This is a genomic window from Mucilaginibacter sp. SJ (assembly GCF_028993635.1).
Taxonomy (GTDB): Bacteria; Bacteroidota; Bacteroidia; order Sphingobacteriales; family Sphingobacteriaceae; genus Mucilaginibacter.
The window spans coordinates 5,721,069-5,743,372 of sequence record NZ_CP118631.1; the positions used below are offsets into that span (position 1 = coordinate 5,721,069).

Below are 22,304 nucleotides of genomic sequence, written 5' to 3' on the forward strand. Positions count from 1 at the left end.
AATGACCTCCTTTTTGCAGATTTACATACAAAAAGAAAATTATTCCCTTTTTATATAATCAATTTCTATTACCGGTTTTAGCTTCACGTACCGTTGCATTGTTCTTGAATTTATAAACTATACTCAGTCGGTAGCGGGCACCGTTAAAGCGGCTCATAGTAGAGAATACATAGCCCGGCCCGGTAGTTGTGGTACGATAACGGCGCGAATCAAAGATGTTGGTTACATCGGCCACCACAGAAAGCCTGTCAGCAAGCAGGTTTTTACTGATACCGAAGTCCGCCCAGTGTATGGCCCGGTTACGGCTCTGCGCGTTTGCCGAAGGGCCGTTGTAATAATACCGTCCCTGGACATTCAGCGTTTTAGCCAGCTTCCATTGTGCGCTGAACCTCCCTGATGAAGAACCGCCCGAAAAGCCAAAATCAAAGTCATGATAAGTCCCTGATTGCCAGAAGTGATATAAATTAAGATCAGCATTGAGTTGCAGTATATTTAAGGGATTATACAGTACATTCAGCTCAAAACCCTCCCTGGTTTCACGGGTTATATTAACAGGCAGCGTAATAAACGTACCCTCCGTATTACGGAAGGTGTAATCGGTTATCGGGTGCCGGGAATCCTGAACATATAAGGACGGGTTAATTGTCAGCGTGCTGCTCCGGTAAATGAATCCCAACTCATAGAGGTTTGAATAGGCAGGGTTAAGGTCTGGGTTGCCGGTATTTTGTGCGTTAAGGTCCGTCAATTCCATATAAGGAGAAAGCTGGTAAAGTGATGGGCGACTGATGCGACGGCTGTAATGTACCTGCAGTGTCGAAACGGTGCTTAGAGCATAATCCAGGTGCAGCGTTGGGAACAGGCGTACGTAGTTTCTGCGGCTTTGATATTGACCATCCCGGCCTGATGCCCTGATGCCGGTGATTTCCAGGCGAAGTCCGCCAAGATAACTGAGCTTACCTGCTTTACTCCCCAACTGTGCATAACCGCTATGGATCCGCTCACTGTAATTTAACCCGTTATCGAGGCCTTTATAAATCAGATAATCGTCCCCGGCCTGCTGTTGCGCAAAAAAATCGTACTGCACGTGGCGGTTTTCGGTCTTGATCCCCAGTTCAAGCAAAGTTTCTTTGCTTATGGGCTGCGCCCAATCTGATTGTACCAGCAAGTCGCGGTTCTCGTTACGGGTATTCGTACGGATGTTTGGATAGTCAAAAGATACGGGATAACTCTTCCTGGTATCCAGGGCCCAGTCCTTATTACTGTCCCACCAATCATATTGAAGATCAACCGTCCATTTTTGTTTTGCACGGGAAAATAACTGTGTATAATTATATTCAAGTTGGTTGTAGTTTCGCTGCTCCCATGATTCGCCATTCCGTACCAGCGTACTATCTGCCTCCAGGCTGCTGTAATTATAGTTCAATACTGTTTTGTCGTGATCATGCGTCCCGTTCCAGAGGTAGGCAGCTGTCATGGTACGCTTGTCGCTTATAAAATAATCGGCACCAAGGTAAAGCATCTTTCCATCGTCGTGCCTTTTCTCGTCCTGCCCCATGTTCAGACTGCTGGTGCCGGTAACCTGGTTGGTGGTGTAAAGCCCTTTATAATCCGATTTGCGCATACCCAGGGTAGAAAAAAAGTTAAACTTATCCGACTTATAGTTCAGGCTGGGATTGATGCGGGTATCATTGGGAACCCCTGCCACTACCTTCACTTGTCCGTTAAAGCCCGACTTTTTATTTTTTTTCAAAACAATGTTAATAATGCCCGCACTACCCGAAGCATCATAACGCGCCGAAGGGCTGGTGACCACTTCGATACGCTCTACCTGGTCGGCCTGCAATTGCTCTAAGGCGCTCCCCTGTGTAAGCCCCGAGCGCCGCCCGTTCACTAATACCGTAACGCCTGTATTACCGCGTAAACTAACCTCGCCCTGCGGACTAACGGCAACAGAAGGGATGCCGTTCAACGCGTCGCTGACCGAACCGTTTTGCGAAAGAACATCCTTGCCTACTTCAAACACTTTTTTATCAGGCTGCAGGTGCAGGGCAGGCTGCTGGCCGGAGATGGTTACCTCATTGAGCTGAAGTGCATCTGGTATCAACAACAAAATACCCAGATCAGTGCCGGCGCCGGTAAGTGTAACGGTTCGGGAAAGGGGCTGATAACCCACAAAGCTACAGTTTAGCATAAAAGCGCCTCCTTTATTTAGCCTTAGTGCAAATTTGCCTTTTTCATCGGTCATAGTGCCTAAAACAGGTTTGCCGGTCGTATCCAGCAGGCTTACTGTGGCATAAGCAACCAGGTGACGCGTATTGCGGTCGGCTAAAGTTCCGCTAAGAGTCTGGGCTTTAGCACCGGGTTCACTCAGCCAAATAAAAAGGAAAAGGGTAAGGATGGTTCTCATGCCACAAGGTTAAAGAGCGGCAACGGTTATGGCTCAAAAAACCATGCGAACGGCACCAGTGGCTTTCCTGTTGCACTAAAAAGTAAAGAGCTATTGCCTACCTTTATCGTATGCAAAAATGGTGTATCTTCCTTCTGTTCCTGCAACTTATTGTTTTTACCGCCTGCCACCGGGAGATCCGTTACGAAGCCTCGGACGCGGTAGTCAATCGGCCCGATACCAATTTCATTGCACGTGTGGAGATCAATCTGCAGGAAAAGAAGTTCAGTTCACCCCTGGGCTTGCTTGTGCACAGTTTCGGCGCCTTTGTGGTATATTGGGATGGCGTTAGGGTTGGACAGAATGGGGTACCGGCTGCTCCGGGCCGGCCTGAAGTACCCGGTACGGAAACAAGCTATTACCAGGTGCCCGACAAACTTTCAGGCCTCGGCAAACACGAGGTAGTGATCAGGGGAACTCAAAAATACCTGCTGGAAACCGAGCGTGAGGTAATGGCTAAACCGGAAAGCTATCTGAAAATGCTGCGTCAGCCGCTTATCGAACTTTCCCTGGTCAACCTGATGGCAGGCGCCTTTCTTATCGCCGCCATTTACTACACTTTTTTATATACCAACAGCAGGCACAAGCAACGCACAACCTTACTTTTCGCACTGGTGTGCTTTCTATTCTTCACATTGCTGGCTATGGAATACCTGAAATATTATATCGATATTCCTTATACGCAGTTTTATACCCGCCTGATCATTGTAGGCTGGCTCACCTTTGCCATAGCCGTTCTCATTCCGCTGTATTTCGCAGTTTATTTCGATGTGCCGCACAAGCTGCCGTTCATAGTCATATTGCTCGTTGCTTTGTTATCCATATATGTTCTTCAATACGGGCACTATGATCTGACAACCCATTTATATAGTCTGACACTATGGATCGCATCGGTACTGCTGTTGTTGTACGCCCTGGCCAAAAGGCAGCGGGGAAGCGTATTGGTGCTGTGCGGTTTTGCAGCCTCTATGGTCATTAACCAGTATATGTTTTACGATTTTGGCTTATATATCGCCTTTACGCTGATCCTGCTTTGCATCCTTTACCTTCAAACCCTCGGGGCAAAACAACTGGAGGAAGCTCATCATGCATCGCTGTTGTTATCTTCCCGCCTGCAACTGGAACTCATCAAAAAAAATATCCAACCGCACTTTTTGCGTAATACCCTCACCTCTCTTATAGACTGGGTGGAAGAGTCTCCTGCGCAGGGCGTTCAGTTCATCCAGGTGCTCTCGCAGGAATTTGACCTGATGAATAAAATTGCCGAACATCCGCTTATCCCTATCCGGCAGGAGATTGACCTCTGCAGGCAACACTTGTTGGTTATGCAGTTCCGTAAGGAAGTTACGTATATATGGGAAGAGAAGGGAATACAGGATAACGAATTGATCCCACCGGCAATTATTCATACCCTGCTGGAGAATGGGATAACACACAGTATCCCATTCCATGACAGCAGCATACGTTTCCTGCTTTCATTTTTGCATATAGGCGCTCATAAAAAGTATACCTTTGAGGTATTTGCAGAAAACCGGATAAAAAGCGGGCGTAAAAGCGGCAACGGCTTTCGTTATATTGAAGCGCGTTTGAAAGAAAGCTACGGTGACCGGTGGGGCTTTACTTCAGAACCTTTTGCAGGAGGCTGGCGAAGTATAATTCGCATTGACTTATGAATGTTTTGATCATAGAAGACGAGGCCCGGATAGCCAAACGGCTGGCCCGCATGACCAGGGTATATTTTGAACAGCAGTTAACGCTCACCCTATGCGACACACTGTCCAAAGGCCTGGCGTTTATGGAACATTCGCCCGTTGATGTGTTGTTACTGGATCTGAACCTGAATGGTGAAGATGGTTTTGAAGTGCTGGAGACAATGGTAGCCCAGTCTTTTCATACCATTATTGTTTCGGCCTATACCGATAAAGCTATTACGGCTTTTTCTTATGGTGTATTAGATTTTGTGCCCAAGCCATTTGACGAAGGCCGATTATTCCAGGCTTTCGGACGGTTGAATATCAGGAGCAAAATACCCGATAACAGGCTGAAGTACTTAGCGGTGAGAAAAGGCGGTATGATCAAAATGATAGAGTCCATACAACTTAACTACATTAAAGGCGCCGGTATTTACAGCGAACTTTATCTGCAGGACGGAAACCAGGAACTACATGACAAAAGCCTTGATGCGCTGGAACAACTCCTGCCTCCGGGTGAGTTCACCCGGATCCATCGCTCCTATATCGTCAGCCTGAAACAAGTGGAAAAACTGGTCATTGAACCAGGCGGTAAATATGCTGTTCAGTTAACAGATGGTAGATTGCTGCCGGTAGGCCGGTCTCGATATAAAGAACTGCGCGGCAAAATGATCTGATCAACGCCCACGCTTAATAGCAGCGCAGGTCAATAAACATGTTCGTGGCTGAGAAGGCAGCAGCGACCATGTGCCTGCTGGATCGAACTGAAATGATGCGTACATTTGCTGTAAATAAAGCAAGTTATCTATGAAGAAAATAGGATTTTTATCATTCGGACACTGGTCTGACCATCCTTCCTACAACACCCGTACTGCGGGCGATACCTTGCTTCAGTCCATTGACCTGGCTGTTGCGGCCGAAGAGATTGGTTTGGATGGTGCTTACTTTCGTGTGCACCATTTTGCACGCCAGTTAGCGGCGCCGTTTCCTTTGCTCTCTGCAATTGGCGCAAAAACCAGTAAGATCGAGATTGGGACAGGAGTGATTGATATGCGATACGAGAACCCAATGTATATGGTAGAGGATGCCGGTGCCGCTGATCTGATCTCCGGTGGGCGTTTGCAATTAGGGATCAGCAGGGGTTCACCGGAACAGGTAGTTGATGGTTGGCGATATTTCGGTTATGAACCCGGTGAAGGAGAAACCGATGCAGAAATGGGACGCCGCAAAGCGCTCGAGTTTTTGGATAAGCTCAAAGGGATTGGATTCGCGCAGCCAAACCCATACCCGATGTTCCCCAATCCACCTGGCTTGTTGCGCCTGGAGCCGCATTCGGAAGGTCTGCGTGAACGTATCTGGTGGGGTGCCGCTTCCAATGCAACCGCTGTATGGGCGGCCGAACACGGCATGCACCTGCAAAGTTCAACCTTAAAGTATGATGAAAGCGGTGAACCTTTTCATGTACAACAGGCTAAGCAGATCAGGTTATATAAAGACGCCTGGAAAAAAGCAGGGCATGAACGGGAACCACGAGTATCCGTGAGCCGGTCTATTTTTGCACTGATCACCGATCAGGACCGGTATTATTTCGGACAGCAAGCAAAAGCCGCTGATAGTTTCGGTTACATCGAAGCTGATAAACGGGCGGTCTTCGGAAAAAGCTATGCTGCCGAACCAGATCAGCTCACCAGGGAACTGGCCCGGGACGAAGCCATCCAGGAAGCCGATACACTGCTGTTGACCATACCCAACACTTTAGGTGTCGATTACAATGTTCATGTGCTGTCGGCTATTCTGGAGCATGTTGCCCCTGCGCTGGGTTGGCGATAAACAGGTGCCTGTTCGCCCGCTTAACAAAAGCAACATTTGCTTGTTAAGCAGATAAAGGAGGATGAAAATTAACGAATTGCAAACAAGAGTGTCATTATTGGACGCTATCAGAAATAACCAATATGAAAAAGGCGCTCAATTTCATTGCCCAATAATAAAATTCAAAATGTATTACAGGTTTATTTTTCTTTCGCCCCCTGGTTAACCATGGCGTTTTTAAAATTCTTTCTGAATTTTTTAATGTATTCAGAAGGTTTTAAATCAAACACCTTCTTAAATTGCTCACGAAAATATTTGATATCTTTTATTCCAACAGCGTAAGCAGTTTCCAATATGTTCAGATCGCTGTGAACAAATAGCTGTGCGGCTTTTCGTAATCTGATAGCCCTTATGAAGCTATTTGCCGGCTGGCCTGAAATCATTTTGATTTTTTTGTAGATCCCCGAATAAGACATATTTAATTCGGAGGCTAAGGATTGCAGATTAAAATCAGGATCAGTTATATGCTCTTCTACAATGCGGATACAGGAATCCAGGAACCTTTTGTACTCGATAGAGATAGTGTGCGGGTTATTGTTGAGCGTAATTTCATTATAAAAGTATTGCTGAAGTGTATTTCGGCTTTTGAGCAATCCGCTAACCCGTGCTTTCAGGATGTCTTTATCAAAAGGTTTTCCGATATAATCATCAGCGCCCCCTTCAATACCTTTTAATTTAATTTCATTTGATGCACTGGCGGTTAAAAGGATTACAGGGACATGAGAGGTTGTTATATTCTCTTTAATAGCGGCGCAAACTTCTATCCCGGTCATGCCCTGCATCATCACATCGCATATGACTATATCAGGCCACTGCTCATTAATAATTTTGATACCATCCTCACCATTCGGCGCTACAAGAACATTATATTCAATTTTAAATATCTGGCGGAGATACTCTCTCATATCCTCGTGGTCATCGATTATTAACAATGTTTTGAGTTCTGACGCTAATACTTCCTCTCCCGGATCTGCTGCGGATACTGTATCATTTGCTGTAGTTTCAGAATCTATCAACTCTTTTAAAAACTCAGAAGTAGTTGTTGGCTGTTCTGAGATGATCTGATCTTTTAAATGCGATTTTCCCTTTTTTAAAGTGATTGTAAAAGCTGTCCCTTTTCCTGCTTCGCTGTGATATTCAACAGTTCCGGCCTGACGCTCTACAAAATTTTTAACAAGATAAAGCCCAAGCCCAAATCCTCCGTTTGAGGTACTGGCCAAATCAGATACCTGGTAAAAGCGGCTAAAAAGCCTGTCGCCCACTTCAGACGGAATTCCACAGCCGGTATCCTCGACAATTATCGAAACCGCTTGCTCTGATTCTTTTACGCAAACGCGAATTGTTCCAAATTTTGGGGTGAATTTCATGGCGTTCGAGAGCAAATTAAACAGCACGATCTCTGTTTTTTCCCTGTCTATGTAAGCATTCAAGCAATTTGTTGAGGGTTCGAACTCAAGGTGGATTTGTTTTCGTTTTGCTTCATGTACAAAGCATAAATAAACCTCCCTGCATAAATCGATTATATTAACATTACTTATCCTCAATTGGTCAGATTCTGATTCGGCCTTTTTGAAAAGCAGCAACTGATCTACCAAACCTAATAACCGCCGCGCATTTCTGTAAACGATGGTTAAATTGGAGGTATCCGTCGTCTTTTTTTCATTATACAAAAGTTCTTTAATAGGATTAATGATCAATGTTAATGGTGTCCTGAACTCATGCGAAATATTTGTAAAGAAGGCGAGCTTTCGTTCGCTGAGCTCCTTTTCCTTTTCGCTTTCATAATGAGCTATCTGGATTTCATATTTTAATTTAGCCTGGCGGTCCCTGTATAAAAGATACAGATAAACTACCCCGCCAATGAATATGGCGTAAATTGTATATGCCCACCAGGTACGGTACCATGGCGGCGAAATAATGATGATCAGGGATTTGGGCGTCTTGTTCCAGATATCATCATTGTTGCTTGCTATAACTTTAAATCTATAAGTTCCGGGATTAAGATTGGTGTAAGTAACCCTTCGCTGGTTGCCGTTAAAATTCCATTTTTCGTCAAAGCCTTCCAGTTTATACCTGTAACTATTTTTTTCCGGATGAGTATAATTGAGCGAAACAAATTCAATTGAAAATACATTTTGATCATAATTAAGAAATGCAGTATCTGCTGCACCAATAGGTCTTTTCAATGGTGAATCAGCACCCGGTTTTACAGATTTATTAAATACCTGAAAATCGGTAAAGTAAACCTGCGGGATTTTATCGTTCAACTTAATTTTTGAAGGATCGAATACCACCACACCTGAATTTCCCCCTAAATAAATTTGCCCATCTGCAGATTTGTAAATAAGCGAATGAGAAAACACGCCGTCGCCCTCATCAAAATTAGTTATAGCTAATGTTTGAGGTGTGAATTTTGATACCCCGGTGGCAGAATTGATCCAAAGATTTCCCAACCCATCTTCAACCACATTACTGAAAACATTGCTTGCAAATCCGTTTTTACGTGAATAAACAATAAAAGAATCGGTTTCCGGAGCATATTTGTTCAATCCGTCGGCTGTGCAAATCCAGATATTCTTTTTGCTGTCCTCAAATATGCAATGCACAATATTATTACTGAGGCTGCCTGCAATTTTATCATTATAAGTATAGTGGTGAAAAATCCCGGTTTTAGGATCAAAACGATCAACGCCGTTTCCGCTTGTTCCAATCCATACATTGCCTTTGCTATCTTTTAAAAGATTATAAATATGGTTGCTGGCAATTGAACTGGGGTTTCTGTCGTCATTATAATAATGTTTAAATTGCTGTGTTTCTTCATAGTAAATCTTTAAACCGGCATCTGTGGCGAGCCAATATTCGTGAGGCCTTACTTCAAGAATGTCCCTGAAAACATCTTCATTAAAAAAATTACTCAGGGCTGAATGGTGAAAATGATGGATAAACCTATTATTGCTGCTGTCAAATTTATCAAACCCATTTTCGGTTGCTGCCCATAGCACCCCCTCATTATCCAAATATATTTTACCAACCTGGTTACTGCTGATACTTGAGGGATCATCGGTGTGTTGAAATAACTTTGTCGTTTTCTTCAGTAAATCAAACTTATAAAGCCCTTCGTTGGTAGCCAGCCACAGCATATTGCCTTGCAATAACATACTTTTTGCTTCGCGCGGCGCGATTGATAAGGGGATGAAATGGAATTTATATTGTGTAAAATCAACTTTTGTTAAGGCGTCTTTACCGCAAAGCCACATAATCCCGGCTCCATCATTATAAACGTATCCATCGGCGGTACTATTAATATTACCAATTTTTCGCCATTGGCCGGTACTCTTATTTATAAAATAAAAACCGCCGTTACTTCCAACAACTAAGGTGGAGTCATTAGCCTTATCAATGCTAAAAGCTCCTATGTTGATGTTATCATGACTTGAAAATCGGGTATATTGCTGATTTTTAGGATTAAAACAAAAAAGGCCGCTCCAATAGGTACCTACCCAAATGCAACCGTTTTTTTGATCGTAAAAAAGGCTCCAAATATCATTGGGGCTTTTTTTAAGCTGAGATTCAGTCTGCGGATAATTGCTGAAATGTTTACTTACCTTATCGAATTTATTTAATCCACCATTCCAGTTTCCCAGCCACAGGTTTTTCTTATCATCCTCAACAATTGCATTTACCGACTTTCCCTTTATTGAAAATCGATCATCCTGATTGGGTTTATAACTAATAAAAGATCGATGATTTGAGACATATTGATTAAAACCATCATCCGTACCTATCCAGATTGTTCCTTCTCTGTCGCAGAAGATCGAAAAAATCTTATTATTACTTACCGACTCTTTGATCTTATCGCTATGATAAAATCGTTCAAACTTCTCGGTATTGGGATCTAAAACATTCAAGCCGTCCATGGTGCCAACCCATATCTTCCCGTGCTTATCTTCTGCCAGCGCACTGATAAAATTTGAGCTTATACTCGCGGTGTTTCCGGGAATATTCACTAAACTTTCAAAAGTGTAGCCGTCAAACTTACAAAGCCCGTTATCCGTTCCTATCCACATATACCCACGGCTATCTTTAAGTGCCACTGTTACATTTTCAGATGGCAGGCCATCATGAGTGGTATATGATTTTAACGCAAAATTCCTTACATCGTTGGTTGAAAATGTTGCCGGGATCTGCGCATCCAGGACGGTTGCAATCAGGAGATCAATCAGGAAAAACAAGACAGCTTTATACATAAATCCGTTATCACTTTTAATTAGGTAAATACAACATACAGTATTATCACTAATAATTTACAGTATAAGTTAGGCATGGCAAACCTTTGCATCGTCAGATTATCCACTAAATATTGTACTTAATACACTTGTAACCTTTAACAATTCGGCAATGTAAAAACAGTGTTTGTTGGCTGTGCCACAAGTGCCGGCGAATAATTTTCTAATATCCAGGTATTAAATGTTTGTTTGATGAATTTTCCTATAAGGACCGTTAGCGATCAAAAACTCATTTAATACTCATTAAAAAATGATTTATCAGTTCGCTTAAATTTTGGCAGAACCTGTCATGTAATGCTGAAACATTAAGTTTATAAGGCACCCAAATGTAAATAATTATTAATTGTATTTATAACAATAATTACGAAGAAAGAGCATTCGTTAAACCGGGAAAAAAAGGAAATAAAAGCTGAGCCATTGTAATAAACCCTGATAAAATGCCACTTTATCCCCGTAATATTGAGACTTTGCCCCCTTTTCAATTCCTACTTTTTAAAAGAAATTTAGGACAACCATATAAACACGGATTTTCTTCCTCCGACATTACGTATAGCCATTTTTAATGGCTAATTAAATTACTGACGGTTACACTCCGCAGTGATTGACAGTTAATTATCGGCGAAAAATCTATTTGTTAAAAACATCTGCCATGAGAATATTTGATTTGTGCCCGAATATACATTCGGTCAGTTCACTGCTAACCGATGTAATTCCCTTCATATTAATGCAGGGAAGAGCCCCGCCGTGATAAAAAATTAAAACCGATTGATCAAAAGAGCTACTTATTTAACACCTGATATAGAATTATGAGAAAAAATTTAACTACCGGGGCACTGTGCTGCCTGTTAGCCCTGGCCATGGGCTGTTCTAAAAACCCTATTCAAAAAGGCGCTGACCTGTCGGGCCAAAAATTTGGAAAACAATCATTTGCCCTTTCAACTACCAATACAAACGGTTTCAGGGGTATAAACTGGGCCGACCCTAACGGAAACGAGGGAGATGGGAGGGTTGTATTACCCAGTGGTATGACAACATCGCTTACCGCTACACAGGCAGCCACTTTGGCCACCAATATATCCAGTGCCGTTAAAGCAAGTGGCGGTACTACCATCAGGATGCCGATAAACCCCTGGACTGCCTCAAGTTCAACTTATTGGCCGGTTTACCAGGCTGCAATTAACGCCGTTGTGGCAAACGGCTGTAAAGTAATACTTTGTTACTGGCCGGTTGGGGTACACCATGTACCTGATACTGCACAGTGGCATACTATGTGGACAACAGTAAATAATGTATATAAAAACAATACATCGGTATTATATGAGCCTATCAACGAACCGGTTGATTATTCAAGTACCGACCTCAACAACTTATATGCTGGTTTCTTAACCACCTATAGCCCGGCCGATGGCAAATGCATCTTTGATGGTACCGGCTATGCTGCCGATGTAACTGCTGTTGGTGCCGATTCAAGGTTAGCCAACCAGTATCTTGGACTGCATTGCTACTGGTGGTTCTGGGGCTCATACAATGTATGGTCAAGCTACTATAATATCATGTCGGCCCGTACAGGTTCATACGCATCACGTACCATAGTTACCGAGGTTGGTATCGAAACATTCAGGAACATGAGCTTCTGGTGGCAATGGGATACCGGCGTATATGTTGACCAGGCCTTCCTGACCGGATCGCTTGCCTACGCCAAGGATAATTCAATGGGGACAATAGCATGGTCGGGCGTTAATGATATTGATACTTATCGGTGGTATACTGCAAACAATAACCTTACCGAGGTTAGCCCGGGTACTGCAAATATGTTCAGGTGGTCATGGAAGCTTACCGCTGCACCCGTATGGATAGGGCCGGTTGCTGACGGGCGATACCAACTTCAAAACCGTGCATCGGGCCTTATGCTTGATAACCTGGGCAGTACAACCGATGGTGCAGCTGTAGCTCAATGGGCATCAGGAACAAGCAACAATCAGAAATGGAATGTAAGCTACACTGCCGGTTATTATACTTTAAGTTGTGTTACAGGAAAAGAATGTCTTGATGTGGGTACTAATACTGCAAATGGATCAAATGTTTTACAATATGTTGTAGGCACGAGTACAAACCAACGTTGGTCGCTTGTTTCAACCGGAGATGGCTATTATAGGGTAATTAATCTAACCACAGGCAAGTGTCTTGATACCGGAGGTTTAACTGCCAATGGATCAGCTGTACAGCAGTGGCCACAGGGTTCAAGTTATAACCAGCAATGGAAACTTATTGCTCAATAGAACATATTTAATTGCCAGGGTAAGCATCCCGCTTTAGTTTAGAAACACATTGTTGAAGGCTGTCTCAAAAGGACGGCCTTTTTTAGTATTCAATCAATTCATAATTACAGAGATTCTAAATTCGTGGGGCTTCAAAGCCGTTTCTTAAAATAAGTGAAAAGTATATCCATCATATCTCAATAGCTGTTTAAATTCTGTTTGAGAAGGTTTTACATAGAGCGGCATCACATTCGAAAGTCATTCCCTTTTAACCAGCCATACACTCTCCGATCTTTCACTAACAGGGCGTAAAATTTTCAATAAGCTACAAGATAGATGCATTATAAATGCATTTATAATGCGAAAACCCTCGATAGGTCGCCGCAATCGGCAGTCCTATCGAGGGTTGTATAGTTAAAGAGGGGGGCAATCACATCATTTAATGATGTAATGTCCGGGAGCCCTAATATCCCGGATTGTTAGGCAACAATTTTTTATTAATATCAATATCAGCCTGAGGAATCGGCCAAAGCCACCCTTTGCCAGCGTCAAATGTCCTGGTCTCTAACTTAACCTGGCTAAATTTCCAGGTAGATGGGCTTGCCGGGTTTTTTAGCAACGATTTGTCGTAGCCATACACGTCATGAACAAGGGATTGATCTTTCCATCGTAACATATCTGCATACCGGGTGCCCTCCAAAAAGAATTCTACCCTGCGCTCATGACGTAAAACTGCGCGTAATTGCGACTGGCTTAGGCCTGCACCTTCTACACTTTCTACTGTTGGCATATTTACCCTTGCCCGTACCTGGTCAATGAGTGTATAGATTTCGGGTACAGTACTTCCGGATTCAATCAAGGCCTCGGCACGGATCAGTAATACATCTGCATAACGCATCAGGATTGTATTTAAAGAGCAATTATTCGGGTCGGCAATGCCAATTGCTGCATATTTACGCGGACGGGCTCCTGACGGAACTACATCAGTGGCGGGTATGTAAGTAGTTGAACCCCACTGAGAGCCGGGCAGCACCACTGAAGCAGCCAGTCTTGGGTCGCGATTAACATACGGGTTTTGTGCATTGTACCCCGAAGCCGAATTGGTAATTGGCAATCCATTGGTCATGTAATATGAATCGATCAGATCGGTGGTAACATTTGGCGTTGGCCAAACACTCAAAGATAAGGCGGATGATGGCCAGGGTTGTGGCTGGGTGGTTGGAATATATTGGATATCAAAAATTACTTCGCTGTTGTTTTCATGCGCTTCATCAAATAATAAACTATAATTTGGATATAAACTATAGGCTTTAAGATCAATCACATCCTGCGCTGCTTGCGCGGCATCGGCCCATTTTCCGTTATACAAAAGCACTTTTGCTTTGTAGGCCAGGGCGGCACCCTTTGTTGCACGACCCACGTCGGTACCAGAGTAAGAGGCTGGCAATGCCGCGGCGGCATCTGTAAGGTCGGTTACAACCTGGGCAAGTACAATAGCTTTGGCCGTTCTTGAAACATATGCGTCCGAAAGTGACTGAACTTGGGTAATTAAAGGTACATCGCCGAAATAAGCAATCAGATCAGCATAGGCGTAACCACGTAAAAACTTAGCCTCTCCTGCCATTTGGCTTTTTACTGTAGCATCAATGCTTGCAGCGGCAACATCCTTTAGGAACTCATTGGCCCTGGAGATAATAGTATAGTCCTGTGTCCACTTTGCATAGGGAGCCCAACTGTTGGTTGTTGTTTGCCATTCTCCAACTTCCTTTGAGCCTTGCCAGGCATCCTGGCAATAGGCGTTATCCGATTCAAAATCAAACTGAAAAAATTGTGCCGGTGTTGCATTGGGTTGTATCGCGTTGTAAATGCCAACCAAAGCCATTTTTACCTGGGTTTCATTCTGGTAGAATGTGGAAGGCGATAAACGGTCATTCGGTGTCTTGTCCAAAAGGCCCTTCTTGCAGCTTGCAAGATTAATAACAGATAATACGGTTAATACTTTATATATATTTTTCATGATTTTATCATTTAGAAATTAACATTTACACCAGCGGTCATGACACGAACCTGCGGATACGCTTCGGCCCTCGTTTGATCTGTGGTTTGTTCGGGGTCAAAGCCTTTGAATTTGGTAAATGTGAACGCATTTTGCACATTAGCATAGATCCTCAATGAGCTTAAGCCAATTTTCTTAATTGCAGAAGGGCTCAGGGTATATCCCAATTCAATGTTCTTGATCCTTAAATAGGATGCGTTCTCCACATAAAAGGAAGAGTGGATATTGTTCCTTACCCCATCCAATGTAAGGCGCGGATAGGTATTTGAGGGGTTTTGCGGTGTCCACCTGTTTAACCACCAGGTACCAAGGTTGGCAAAGCCGCTGAAAGGCGAAGCAATTTCATAGTAGGTATAACCTTGCATACCTTGTACGCCTTGTAAAAACGCGCCAAGGTCAAAGCCTTTCCAGGCCACATTGAAATTGAAAGCATACGTTACACTTGGAAACTGCTTCCCGATAACTTTACGGTCATGATTTTGGTCAACTATACCATCTCCATTAAGATCGGCATATTTAATATCGCCCGGTTGTGCGTTATAATCACTTACTTTAACAACACCTGGCTTAAGCGTATAAGTACGGCTTGCATAAGGTATAGACGCATCACTATTGTTTTGCCATGTAAAGTCAGAAATTTGGTAAATTCCGGTCATCTGATAACCGTAGAATGAATTGATAGCAGAACCAACAACAATAGCTTTTGGAGAAGCAAACTGCTGAGGTACATTCATCGCGAGGATCTTGTTGACAATGTGCGAAACATTTAAAGAAGTCCTTAATTTAATACCATTATCAAATGCCTTTTTATACGAAATCCCGAGTTCGAAGCCCTTGTTTTGCACTTCACCAGCATTGGCCGTTGGAGCCGATTGAGCAATTGTTAGTGGAATCGGTTGGGTCAACAGCAAGTTTTTAGTCCTTTTATCAAAATAATCCGCTGTAATTTCAATATTATTGTGCAAAGAGATGTCGAGGCCGAAATCAAGCTGCTGAGCTGTTTCCCATGTCAAATCTTTGTTAGTCATTGCGGTAATGGCAACACCCGAGTAAAGAGTTCCGCCGAACGAATAGTTTTGACCCGAACTCAGGATATCACTGCCATTATAATAATTGCTGATATTTTGATTACCTAAACGGCCCCATGAAGTACGGATCTTTGCAAAATCAAGCCAACTCAGATCTTTCATAAAACCTTCTTTCGATATCACCCAGGCAGCTGAGAATGAAGGAAATGTTCCCCATTGTTTCCCTTGAGCAAACCTGGATGAGCCGTCTCTTCTGATATTGGCTTCAAATAAATATTTGTCGTCAAATGAATAGCTAAAACGACCAAAAAGTGAACGAAGACCAAGGGCATAACTGCCTGCGTTATTGGTCTGCGTGGCGGCATCGCCAAGATTCAATACGCGTTGCGAGTTATTTACAAAATGTGCACGGTAACCGCTTTGCCAATCATAAGTAAACTCCTCTTCGCTATAGCCGCCTAATAAATTAAATGCATGACGATTAATTGTCTTATTATATTTCAGTAAACCCGTAAGCAGTGAGTGACCATCTATTTCGCTCGTTGTAGTCAGGTCGGATGGTAATTGCGTAACCGTTCCATTTTGATTTTGTAAGGTTACATTGGCATGAAAAGCATTGCCATTAGTAGAGGTAACGTTATAACCGTAGGTAAGCTGCGCACTTAAACCGGGCAGGATTTTATACTCCGCTTCGGCCTGGCCGCTAAAATTATAACGTTTTGTAAGATTAGTACTGCCTTCTTTAATTTCACCATAATAATTCCGTTCTCCGTTAACAGAAACCCAGTTTCCGTTGGCATCTTTAAGCGGATGTATTGGCGCGAGGGTTGCATACCATTCGGCATTCCAGAGATCGGTCGGCTCATTTTTTATCCCCACGTTACCGGATATATTGCCTGAAACACGCAGTTTTTTATCTTTAAGATGGTAGCTGTCAAGATTAAGACGAAAATCTGTTTTCTTGTAGTTAGTCGCAACCAGGATCCCATCCTGATCCAAATGACCCAGCATAAAGGAGTAGTTAACATTATCACTTCCTCCCGTTGCGCTAACCCGGTGATTTTGCATATAAGCGTTACCATAGTATACGTCGAAATAATTGATATCTGGATACAACGGGTTGTTATGGGCAGCGTATTTTTGAATTACCGAATCGGGATACAATGGCGCAGAACCTGTATTTACAGCCGCTTCATTGTAAAGCGTTGTATATTGAACAGAATTTAACACCTTGGGCAACCTTGTCGGGCTTTGGATACCCGCATACCCGCTATAGTTAACCCGAACTTTGCCTGCTGATCCGCGTTTGGTGGTGATTAATATAACACCATTTGCAGCACGGCTACCATAAATAGCTGATGATGCCGCATCTTTAAGCACCGAAATAGATTGAACGTCGTTAGGGTTTACATCTCCAATAGTTCCCGGGAAACCGTCAACTAATACTAATGGAGAATTATCTCCGAAAGTTCCTACCCCGCGGATGTCTATGACAGTATTGTCATCTCCCGGTTTACCCGAGCTTTGCAGCGCAAAAACACCTGAAACTGTACCTTGCAGTGCCTGACTGGTATTTGTCAAAGGCCTGCTTTCCAGATCCTGTGTATTTACAATACCCACAGAGCCGGTAAGGTTTTCTTTCTTCTGCGTTCCGTAACCTACTACTACCACATCGTTGAGCGTTTTCATCGATGGCTGAAGCTTTATGGCGATATCCGTCTTTCCGCCTACGGCTATTTCAACTTTCTCGTAAGAGATGTAGGTTACAACGAGCACCGCATTTTCCGGCACATTGCTAAGTTGAAAGTTACCCTTTATATCACTTAGCGTACCTTTATTGGTTCCCTTGACACTGATAGAAACACCTACCAGAGGCTGGCCGTTGGAGGCGTCTATGACGGATCCTTTTACAGTAATCGCAGCTTTATCAGGAGCTATTTGAGCGATTATCGGGCTACTTGTGTGAATTAAATTGGGAATTGACGCGTTAGCACCGATTGGCAATATAAATAATGCCAAAGTTTTAAGTGTGGTGCGAAAACCCCTGGAATACAAATAATTTGAAATAAGTAATTTTCGTTTCATAATTGGGTTATTAATAATTTAGATTGTTGGGTATTGGCAAAAGACAGTTACGTTAACGCTGTTGGTATGTAAGGCACCGACAACCGAAAGACATAATTTAAATGAAGCTCTCAGGGTTAGCAATAAAAGACAATTGCCCGGACAGGTATTTATCCTGACATTTTTCGGAATGTTTTCAATTAAGATGCAGGTGGCTTCCCTTTCCTGGGAGCATGCGCTGCTTTCGGATTTTTTCTCATCATGGGTTTTAATTAACAGTATAATTGGTTACACGAATTGTTATCTCTGAATGACCATTCGAGAGATGCAAAGTCTTTGAAAAACACAGAAAACAAAAGGGGCTAACCAGCAAAAAAGAGGGGACAAAAGGGGAGTTTTCAGTTGAAAAAAGCACTTAGCCAGCGAATCGGAATTTTGTATGGTGACGTATGGCATGCTAACAAAAAGAATGTAAAATGATAATTCCTTACCATTTACCTAAATGAGTGAGATGGAAAGTAAATGTTATTAAAAAGATCTTCGCCGATTATCTGGATGGGAAGCAGGCTTTTGTCATCCACAAAGAAGTACATAGTGTTATCTTCACAAAGATCCTGCCCCTGGTTTAGGTAGCTCGCAGGATTATTCACAGGTTTTATGAAATATATATTTAAGAAGAAGTGTTTGTGTGAACGATAAATAAATTATATTTGAAGAACCTAAATTCTTATCATATGACCTTTTATCCCCATCGTAATATTTCGTCATTAAGGCCTTGCAAAGGTCTGCAATCGTATTTTATATCTAAATTCCTTACGTAATCGGGATGATACGACAATGTATTTCAATAAGCATAAAACACCTTAAATCTAATCATTCATGAAACTTACTTACACAATTCTTTCCGCGCTCTTATTATTGACCATCAATAGCTACGCGCAAAACACATTTCCGGCAACCGGCAACGTTGGTATCGGCACAACAAGCCCAACCCTGGGCTTATTACATCTAAATGGCTCAGGAGCTGATTTTTTATCTATGAATCAAACTAACTCATCTCAATATGTTCAACTAAACGCCTACAACAATGCCAGTTTCAGGATTGTTCAAAGAAGCAACGCCCCTTTGACACTCTGGACTAATACAATAGAAAGAATGCGTATAGATCAAACCGGCAACGTAGGTATTGGTACAGCAACCCCGCAAACCAATCTTCATATCATAAGCTCAGGTACAAACATTGATGGGGGTAATAGTCTTAGTGCTGTAGGAGGCGGTCTGATTATCCAGGGAAATACAGGTGGACGATCCGACGTTCAGGGAGCCCAGTTAGAGTTTGTAATTCCGGCAAATACAGATGGCAGCAACGCCTGGGGGCAGGGCAGGATAATAACTGTGGCGGGTAATGCCAGTAATGCAAACGCTGTAGGCAAAATGATCATCGGTACAAGAAGATCGTTTAATAAGTTAGGTACCGGTTCTCAATGGTATTATGGCAACGATCTGGTTATTGACGGCGTGGGAAATATTGGCATTGGAACATTGACACCAGATCAAAAGCTGTCTGTAAACGGAACTATCCATTCCAAATCCGTAGTGATCGATTTGAACGGATGGAGCGATTATGTTTTCAAAAAAGATTATAGGTTGCCATCATTGAGCGATGTTAAAGCTTACATTGACCAAAATCAGCATTTACCGGAAATTCCTTCAGAACAGGAGATTTTGAAAAAAGGACTGAATGTAGGCGAAATGAATAGCTTGCTGATGAAGAAAATAGAAGAGCTGACTCTATATCTGATCGAAAAAGACCAAATCATTAAAGAACAACAAAAGAAGTTGTCTGACCAGGAGCTAATAAATAAGGCTTCTGAAGAACGCTTGAAACGAGTAGAGATGGCATTAGATTCATTAAAAAACAAGCAATAAATCTTAAAAAAACGGCATAAATCTTGGTCCAATTCGGATAGCAATTTTTTCAACTCAGTATCTGGCGTCAAAGGATAAATCATCTTGTGATTATAATCATTCCCGCATAGTGCCGGCAAAAAAGTTGGTACACCTCTATTAATCGCGATTTATAAGTTTCGCTTTTGAAACATAGTAAGGTCTATTTGTTAAATGTACGACGTAGAGAAAAGTTTGGGCGCAAAAGAGGAGTAACGATTGTGCTTTCCATAATAATAGTGGTTTAAATAAATTTACGTGTTAATTTATTTAAGCCACTATTATTATTTACGATAACCAATTGGAAAAAGCCCAACACAATTTACTATAGTGATATCTTTAATGAAGTCGTCTTTTTATTTGCGGTATATATCACTCTTCTCTTGAAATTAGCCTGATGGTGCACCTGTAGCAGAAAAATGGCGCAACCGATTGTTTTGCACTGTATTGTTTCAAATTAAATATGATTTTCATGTTTTTTGCTTGTTGGAGTGCCAAATGGTCTCCAGTCAATTTTTCATGGTATTAATTATCTTTTATATTTGTGTGCGCACACGCATTTATTTATCCTATTTTTCCTTGTAATTTATCAAACATGTTAAAAAGATTATTGATTTCAATTTGTATTGGCCTAACAAGCGTTGCTAAAGCTCAGGATGTTTTTCTTTCGGGTGTAAAACCGGGCAAGGCATTGGCGTTTTCGACTAAGGGGACATTAGTTTTAAAAAATAACTGTTTATCTGTAAAGTGGCTTGCCGGTAAATCAATAATTGCCATAAACGAATCTGCCGTTCAGAATAAGAAACAAATTAACTTAAAAGGCTCTCCTTTATTTGAGTTGGAATTTAAGGATGGTACTGTAATCAATTCTGCCGATTTTCAATTAAGTACCACGCCCAAAATTGTTCAGGTCAAAGGAGATCCTGAGGCAGTTAAATTTTCTGAAAAAGAAGATGGTGTGGAAATTTTAGCCGAATTTTTGAATGTGAAATATGGTGTTCGTGTAAAATGGGAGGCTATTTTGAAAGATAATTCCAATTACATCAGACAAGTTTTCGGCGTTTTTGCTTTGAATGATTCTTTAAAGATCAGGAAATTGAACCTGATTAATTTTCCGGCAGAAACGGGCATTAAGCCCTTGGGGATTGTGGATGGATCACCCCTTGTGTCGGATGAATTCTTTTTTGCATGTGAAAGTCCGATAAGTAAATACAATAATCAAAATGGCCGGATCAGCAGCTATATTGAACGGCAGGAGCCAACTCTTGACTTCGAAGCATCTACCGTATGGGGCATTGCCCCTAAAGGGCAGTTACGGAGGGGCTTTCTTTATTACCTGGAACGGGAAAGAGCGGTGCCATACCGCCAGATGCTTCATTATAATTCGTGGTATGACCTTTCCTGGGCCGATCGTAAGTTAACTGAAGCTGGTTGTCTTGATCGTATTCAGGCATTTGGTGACAGTCTTACGGCGAAACGTCATATTAGCTTAAACGCATTTTTGTTTGACGATGGCTGGGATGACAACCAAACATTGTGGCAGATCAGCAAAAAGAATTTTCCTGCAGGTTTTGATAACATTAAAGCGCTGGCTGATAAATATGGAGGTTCATTAGGAGTGTGGATGTCGCCCTGGGGTGGTTACGAGCAGGCAAAGGAACAGCGGCTACAATATGGCCGAAGCCAAAATCCTCCTTTTGAAACTAATTTGCATGGGTTTTCTCTTTCCGGACCGGTTTATTCGTCCAGGTTTAAAAGTACTGCCGCTAAGTTCGTGACCAGTGATGGTATCTCTATGTTTAAGTTTGATGGTGTAGGGGCGGGAGATCAGTCTACAGGTGCTACTGTTGAATATCAAACAGATATGGAGTCTTTGCTGAATTTAGTAACGGGCTTGCGTAAGGTAAAACCGGATTTATATTTTAGCCTCACCATAGGTACCTGGCCGTCGCCTTTCTGGCTTAAATATGGGGATGTAATTTGGCGAAATGGCTGGGATACAAATACGGACGGGCAGGGTGACAGCCGTCAGCAATGGCTCAATTACCGGGATGGTCAGGCCTATAAAAATGTTGTAAAGCGCGCTCCGCTTTATCCTTTAAGCTCCCTGATGTATCACGGGATTTGTATTGCGGATAATGGCGCACCTGCTAAGTTTGATATGGATGATAAAGATATTTCTGACGAGATATGGTCGTTTTTTGGATCTGGGACCAGCTTGCAGGAATTATATATCAATCCTCATAAGTTAAACGAGGCCAACTGGAATTGCCTTGCCGCTGCCATAAAATGGTCGCGCGAAAATGCAGATATTATGCCGGATGTGCATTGGGTAGGCGGCGATCCATCCAAAGGGGATGTTTACGGTTTTGCGGCCTGGTCGCCGAAAAAGGCTGTTCTTACCTTAAGAAATCCCTCAAATACAGCTAAAACATACCTGGTTAATACCCGGGAAGTATTTGAATTGCCATCAAATAGTAATCCAGATTATATCTTTTATAATGCGAAAGTTAACAGTAAAGAAACGAACTCGTATGTGTTTAAGGGAACCGTTCATGATGTTAAGCTTGAGCCGTTTGAAGTAATGGTTTTAAACGCTGTACCTGTAAAATGACGGTTTAATCCATTTGTTTGTCCTCTGATTTGAATTGTAAGCAGA

General features: G+C 42.5%; 11 protein-coding genes. 7 read left to right on the forward strand and 4 right to left on the reverse strand.

The window, feature by feature from the left end; translation table 11 throughout:
* Positions 1-58: 58 nt before the first annotated feature.
* Complete coding sequence (locus MusilaSJ_RS23770; protein WP_274987252.1) at positions 59-2,407, reverse strand: TonB-dependent receptor; 2,349 nt, start codon at positions 2,405-2,407, stop codon at positions 59-61.
* A gap of 110 nt (positions 2,408-2,517) precedes the next feature.
* Here MusilaSJ_RS23770 and MusilaSJ_RS23775 point away from each other — a divergent pair, with 110 nt between their 5' ends.
* The 3 genes from MusilaSJ_RS23775 (at position 2,518) to MusilaSJ_RS23785 (ending at position 5,967) form a co-directional block, all read left to right on the forward strand.
* Complete coding sequence (locus tag MusilaSJ_RS23775) at positions 2,518-4,119, forward strand: histidine kinase (protein ID WP_274987253.1); 1,602 nt, start codon at positions 2,518-2,520, stop codon at positions 4,117-4,119.
* Positions 4,116-4,814 (forward strand): LytR/AlgR family response regulator transcription factor, encoded by a 699-nt coding sequence (locus MusilaSJ_RS23780; protein WP_274987254.1) that lies wholly within the window; start codon positions 4,116-4,118, stop codon positions 4,812-4,814. The genes MusilaSJ_RS23775 and MusilaSJ_RS23780 overlap by 4 nt, the downstream gene beginning before the upstream one ends.
* Before the next feature lie 130 nt (positions 4,815-4,944).
* Positions 4,945-5,967 carry an LLM class flavin-dependent oxidoreductase gene (locus MusilaSJ_RS23785; RefSeq protein ID WP_274987255.1) on the forward strand — a complete coding sequence of 341 codons (1,023 nt, stop codon included), beginning with the start codon at positions 4,945-4,947 and terminating at the stop codon, positions 5,965-5,967.
* A 179-nt stretch (positions 5,968-6,146) separates the two neighbouring features.
* On the opposite strand, the gene MusilaSJ_RS23790 is transcribed toward MusilaSJ_RS23785, so the two are convergent.
* A complete protein-coding gene (locus MusilaSJ_RS23790; protein WP_274987256.1) occupies positions 6,147-10,253 on the reverse strand; it encodes a hybrid sensor histidine kinase/response regulator transcription factor in 4,107 nt (1,368 codons plus the stop codon).
* An 845-nt stretch (positions 10,254-11,098) separates the two neighbouring features.
* Here MusilaSJ_RS23790 and MusilaSJ_RS23795 point away from each other — a divergent pair.
* Positions 11,099-12,571 carry an RICIN domain-containing protein gene (locus MusilaSJ_RS23795; protein ID WP_274987257.1) on the forward strand — a complete coding sequence of 491 codons (1,473 nt, stop codon included), beginning with the start codon at positions 11,099-11,101 and terminating at the stop codon, positions 12,569-12,571.
* A 442-nt stretch (positions 12,572-13,013) separates the two neighbouring features.
* On the opposite strand, the gene MusilaSJ_RS23800 is transcribed toward MusilaSJ_RS23795, so the two are convergent.
* Both MusilaSJ_RS23800 and MusilaSJ_RS23805 read right to left on the reverse strand, forming a co-directional pair.
* Entirely contained in the window at positions 13,014-14,567 is a 1,554-nt protein-coding gene (locus MusilaSJ_RS23800; RefSeq protein ID WP_274987258.1) for a RagB/SusD family nutrient uptake outer membrane protein, read from the reverse strand.
* Positions 14,568-14,578: 11 nt separating this feature from the next.
* Positions 14,579-17,719: a SusC/RagA family TonB-linked outer membrane protein gene (locus MusilaSJ_RS23805; protein WP_274987259.1), complete on the reverse strand. Its 3,141-nt coding sequence runs from the start codon at positions 17,717-17,719 to the stop codon at positions 14,579-14,581.
* Positions 17,720-18,204: 485 nt separating this feature from the next.
* Between MusilaSJ_RS23805 and MusilaSJ_RS23810 the strand changes: the two genes are divergently transcribed.
* The 3 genes from MusilaSJ_RS23810 (at position 18,205) to MusilaSJ_RS23820 (ending at position 22,259) form a co-directional block, all read left to right on the forward strand.
* Positions 18,205-18,327 carry a hypothetical protein gene (locus MusilaSJ_RS23810; RefSeq protein ID WP_274987260.1) on the forward strand — a complete coding sequence of 41 codons (123 nt, stop codon included), beginning with the start codon at positions 18,205-18,207 and terminating at the stop codon, positions 18,325-18,327.
* A 250-nt stretch (positions 18,328-18,577) separates the two neighbouring features.
* Positions 18,578-19,627: a hypothetical protein gene (locus tag MusilaSJ_RS23815; protein WP_274987261.1), complete on the forward strand. Its 1,050-nt coding sequence runs from the start codon at positions 18,578-18,580 to the stop codon at positions 19,625-19,627.
* Positions 19,628-20,240: 613 nt separating this feature from the next.
* Positions 20,241-22,259 (forward strand): alpha-amylase family protein, encoded by a 2,019-nt coding sequence (locus MusilaSJ_RS23820; RefSeq protein WP_274987262.1) that lies wholly within the window; start codon positions 20,241-20,243, stop codon positions 22,257-22,259.
* Positions 22,260-22,304: the final 45 nt, after the last annotated feature.